This is a genomic window from Acinetobacter sp. YH16052 (assembly GCF_013417155.1).
Taxonomy (GTDB): Bacteria; Pseudomonadota; Gammaproteobacteria; order Pseudomonadales; family Moraxellaceae; genus Acinetobacter.
Genome location: NZ_VPEO01000060.1, coordinates 1 through 4,903 on the forward strand (window position 1 = coordinate 1; position 4,903 = coordinate 4,903).

The window sequence follows — 4,903 nt, forward strand, 5'->3', positions numbered from 1 at the left end:
GCATGTTCCGCGTCCTTGCAATACTGTGTTTACATACAGTCTATCGCTTAGCGGAAAGTTCTTTTACCCTCAGCCGAAATGCCTGCCGTTGCTAGACATTGCCAGCCAGTGCCCGTCACTCCCACTCAATAGTTGCCGGCGGCTTTGAGGAAACATCGTAGGTTACCCGCGAAATACCGGGAATCTCATTAATGATGCGGCTAGAAACCGTTTCTAAAAACTCATACGGCAAGTGTGCCCAGCGCGCTGTCATAAAATCGATAGTTTCTACTGCGCGCAATGCCACCACATACTCATAGCGGCGGGCATCGCCCACTACGCCAACCGACTTCACTGGCAAGAATACAGCGAAGGCTTGGCTGGTTTTGTGATACAGGTCAGCGGCATACAGCTCTTCGATAAAGATGGCATCAGCCAAGCGCAACCTGTCGGCATATTCTTTTTTTACTTCGCCAAGAATACGCACACCCAAGCCAGGGCCAGGGAAGGGATGACGGTAAACCATGTCGTAGGGCAGACCTAACTCCATACCGATCTTGCGCACCTCATCTTTAAACAGCTCGCGCAGCGGCTCCACCAGCTTGAGCGTCATAACACATTGATATTAGCTTCAATCTCTAAACCGTTGATTTGGAAATACATAATACCCTATTTGTTCATTCTTTTGTTATTTGTTGTATGTTGCGTTATTCCATCAATAATTTTATTCCAATCTTCGAAATGTAGTTCGTGTCCGGTTCCATCAAGCGTTATTAGTTTTGAGCCGTTTATCTTTTCAAGTAAAACTGCTGAATTCTTAAAATGCCATATTTTATCGTCCGTTCCGTGTACAATTAAGGTTGGTTGATTGATTTCGCTCAATCTGTTCCAGTATTCTTCACCACCTTGCAGTGCCGCATGATTGAACATACTTATATAGTTATTAGCTCTTTTAAATTCGGCTCTAATCAGTTTTTCACTTCTTTGTTTGTCAAATTGTTTCCTGCCGCTCATCAATTCAGCACCTTGAATTAAATAATTTGCCACACTGTCTTCATTTGTCCAATCTACGGTTTCAGCTTTTCCGTGAAAATCTAAAATACGCGTATCCATTTCAGGAATTGTGGGGTCTGAGTCGCCCCAAGGACCTGATGAGATTAGTGTTATTGAACTTACCCTGTCGGCATATTTTATTGATGCTATTTGAGAAATCAGTCCGCCCAGTGAAATTCCCACAAAATTGGCTTTGACTATTTTATAGCCGTCCAAAATTGAAATAGCATCATGGGTTAAGTCAACAATATCATAGGGGGTTGAACCCGGTTCGTAATTAGTAGATTTTCCTACGTCCCTATTGTCGTAGCGAATAACAAAAAATCCCTTTTCAGATAGTTTCTGGCAAAATTCAGCATCCCAATACAACATGGATACCGTTGCTCCCGCAATCAAGAGTATTGCCGGATCTTTTTCACATCCAAAACTTTCGGTAAAAAGTCTTATTCCGTTTTTTTTAACTATTTTCTCTTTCATTTCCTCGCCTTTCTGTTTTATAGATTCATTAGTTTTTGGAAAGAAAAGTCGAGGCTGAACATTTCCGTTTCGTTTATTATTGATTCTGCCTGTGCTTCTCTTCCATAAGCAAACATTTGCTGTTCATAATTTTCAATAGCCTCTTCAATGCTGTTAAATTTCCCATTGGTCAGATTATCCGACAATATCAAGGCATCCATCAACCCACTGTTTACGCCTTGTCCTGCAAAAGGAGGCATCAAATGAGCAGCATCTCCAATCATCGTTATGGGTAATGGACGCTTACTTTTCCAAGACTTATCTAAGGGAAATATTCGTGTCGCTAACCCTACAAAAGATGATGTCAAACGAATCAGTTCTTTGTAGCGTTCGTCCCAATCGGAAAATTTTTTCAGGAGAAAATCAACGACACTATTTCTGTCTTGAAAATCTACCCGCGTTTTGCTTTTCCATTCATCAGGTGTTTTAAAACTTATTCCAAAATGCAATGCACCATTATTATTAGGATTCGCAAATAATAAATTACCTTGATGAGCAGCCATTAGCCGGTTTCCATTGCAAAGCTGAAAAAATCCAGGACAGTTCACCTCCGGTTGATGAATATCGGCTTGTATATTGAAAGTACCTGTTTCTTCAACTTCCGTGTCGGTAACAAATTTTCTTACTTTAGACATTCCACCATTGGCAATAATAACCAGATCTGCTGTTTCACTCGATTTATCCTCAAAAGTTAGTATCCACTTCTCCTTATCAGGTTCAAGGGTAACAAGTTTTCTATCCCAAATGACGGTATCATTTTGTAAACTATTTAATAGGATAGTCCTTAAGTCATTTCTGTTTATTTCAGGATTGTCAAAACGATTTTCGGGTCTTACATTTTTTGTGGTTAAAATATTGCCCTTTTCATCAACAATATTTACACCCATTGGTAAAGCTAAGTCATAATAAGTTTGTAACAATCCCGCTCTTTTCATTGCTTCCTGTCCCGAATCCCTGTGCAGATCAAGTGTCCCACCAAAAATCCTTGCATCTTGGTCTTTGTCTCTCTCGTAAACTGTAATGTCCACGCCGTTTTGCTGTAACAATCTCGCCATTGTTAATCCAACAGGCCCGGCACCAATTATTGTAATTTTTTTATGTTTTAGTAAAGTCATATTCTTGTTCGCTGGTTTTAATGTCAACTAATGTCTGTCAATTTAATCACTTTGTTTTTTTTAAATTCAAACACGGATTTTCCTGATAACTTTAGCTTTTGCCCTTTTTTTAAGCCGTTCGGAAAGTCAATTGCTAAAATTGCTGTATAATCAATTTCTATTTCAGTGCTGTTGTCAAAATGCCTAAACGATTTAACTGTCTGTGTTCTCTTTGCAAAGTATGTTTTTGCTGTTTCTGCCTGTTGTTTAAACGCTGTTAACCCTTTCAGCGATAAACTTATATCATTATTTTGAATGTTTTCAAAAACAATATTATCGTCAAGGTCTGCAACCATTTTTTTGATATCAAATTGGTTGTATCCATCGATGTAGTTATTGATGATGTTTACTCTGTCGGTCATATTTTGTAATTATTTATCGGTTACATATTGGTGTTGTCTGTAGGTTGTTCTACGATAATTGCCAACTTTTAACTTCTATACGAAGGAACATGTTGGGATACTTGAACTTTCGATTTAGCGCCAACACGAGCAAACCGAAGTTAGCACCTACTCTCTATTCAGCATATTTTTTAAAAATACTTGTGGCAATGTGTCCGCCAAAACCAAAAGTATTACTCATTGCGTAATTCACTTGCCGTTGTTGTGATTGGTGTAACGTCAAGTTAAATATATCCCTATATTCAGGTTCAATATCTACCGAATTGATTGTTGGCGGAACAATGTTATTCTGAACAACGTATAGGAAGAATAAACGCCCTTTTCACCCAAGTCCAACAGCTTTGGACCGCAGTTGACTCTTTCGACACCCCTGCGATGCAACCCAATCCGGCTGACGGGGAGCCAGCAACGCTGAAAATTTACCCTCCTCTTTCCCACTAGCGGCTCCTTTTCCGACAACCAGCACGGCGGATCCCTGCCGCGGCGCTGTGAACGCAGCATTTTGATTGGTATCGTTGGCCTTCAGGCTCGTCAGTCAAACAGACCCAGGAGCAGCTCAGCCGGTGGCGCCCGGCTTTCGGGTAACGCCCTGGTCCCGCTGGTTTCGGCTTTGTGCTTCAGGTGATCAAGGATCTGCTTGATCACTATAGGGTCTTCAATGCAGGCGATGACTTTCATGGCGCCGCCGCAGCCGCTGCAGGTCTCGATGTCGATATTGAAAACACGCTTGAGCCGTTGCGCCCATGTCATCGACGCTCGCCGTTGTGCTGGTGTTGCCGGTTCATCAGCCACCCTGACCTTGTTGCCCCTGCCCCGTTTTGCCGGCGTGACCAACGCCCGGTGCCGACTGTTGGGTGCGAACACCCCGTGGAAGCGGGTTAGGTTGACTCTGGGCTTCGGTACCAGGGCGGCCAGCCTTGCAATGAAATCCAATGGTTCGAAAATGACGTGCGTGGTGCCGTCCCGGTACGGCGTCTTGAGCTGGTAGCGCACGTTGCCGCCTCGTGTTAACGACAGCCGCTTCTCGGATACCGCCGGGCGGCTGATGTACCGGCACAGCCGTTCGAGCTTCTTGCGTTCATCGGCCCTGGCCGCCACGCCGGCGTGCAGGCTGGACCCGGCTACCTTGCCAATCCCGTCACCGAACGGATCACCACTGGTCGGCAGAGTTTGCAAAGTGAACACCTTTCGCCCCGCCTGTGAACCGACAGCGATACGGTAAGTGATCGAGTGCCCCAGCAGGGGTGTCATCGGGTCGTCATCCACCGCATCCGAGGCCAGATAGCTGTTTTCGACATCCCGTTCCAGCAGGCCTTGCCGTTCCAGATAGCGACCCACCCGGTGGGCGATGGTGTGCGTCAGCTGGGTGAGCTCTGGGCTGGTCGGCGCCTTGACCCAGCGGAAACGCGCTGAGCCGTGGGATTGCTCGACATACACACCGTCGAGAAACAGCATGTGGAAGTGAACATTCAGATTGAGCGCCGATCCAAAACGCTGGATCAGGGTGACCGCGCCCGTCTTGGCCACTTGGTGGGTATGGCCCGCTTTCTTGACCAGGTGCGTGGCAATGACGCGGTAAACGATGCCCAGCACCCACCCCATGATCTCGGGCCGGCTGGCAAACAGGAAACGCAGCTGAAACGGGAAGCTCAACACCCACTGACGCATGGGTTGTTCAGGCAGTACTTCATCAACCAGCAAGGCGGCACTTTCGGCCATCCGCCGCGCCCCACAGCTCGGGCAGAAACCGCGACGCTTACAGCTGAAAGCGACCAGGTGCTCGGCGTGGCAAGACTCGCA

Annotated in this window: 4 protein-coding genes and 1 pseudogene; all 5 read right to left on the reverse strand. The window is 45.5% G+C overall.

The window, feature by feature from the left end:
* Nucleotides 1-115: 115 nt before the first annotated feature.
* A pseudogene (locus FTV42_RS15530) lies at nucleotides 116-592 on the reverse strand (GMP synthase (glutamine-hydrolyzing)); the annotation flags it as partial.
* Between the two features lie 56 nt (nucleotides 593-648).
* A complete protein-coding gene (gene estT, locus FTV42_RS15535; protein WP_077782102.1) occupies nucleotides 649-1,509 on the reverse strand; it encodes a macrolide hydrolase EstT in 861 nt (286 codons plus the stop codon).
* Between the two features lie 17 nt (nucleotides 1,510-1,526).
* Nucleotides 1,527-2,663, reverse strand: a complete 1,137-nt coding sequence (tet(X), locus tag FTV42_RS15540) for a tetracycline-inactivating monooxygenase Tet(X) (protein WP_044502094.1) — start codon at nucleotides 2,661-2,663, stop codon at nucleotides 1,527-1,529.
* A 23-nt stretch (nucleotides 2,664-2,686) separates the two neighbouring features.
* Nucleotides 2,687-3,064: a hypothetical protein gene (locus FTV42_RS15545; RefSeq protein WP_044502095.1), complete on the reverse strand. Its 378-nt coding sequence runs from the start codon at nucleotides 3,062-3,064 to the stop codon at nucleotides 2,687-2,689.
* 570 nt (nucleotides 3,065-3,634) lie between these two features.
* The coding region (locus FTV42_RS15555; protein WP_179989166.1) for an IS91-like element ISVsa3 family transposase at nucleotides 3,635-4,903 on the reverse strand (1,269 nt) is incomplete at its 5' end.

Bases quoted from the DNA above. Each gene is read 5' to 3' on its own strand.
- FTV42_RS15545 (WP_044502095.1), bottom strand. From the start codon at position 3,064: ATGACCGACAGAGTAAACATCATCAATAACTACATCGATGGATACAAC.
- estT (WP_077782102.1), bottom strand. From the start codon at position 1,509: ATGAAAGAGAAAATAGTTAAAAAAAACGGAATAAGACTTTTTACCGAA.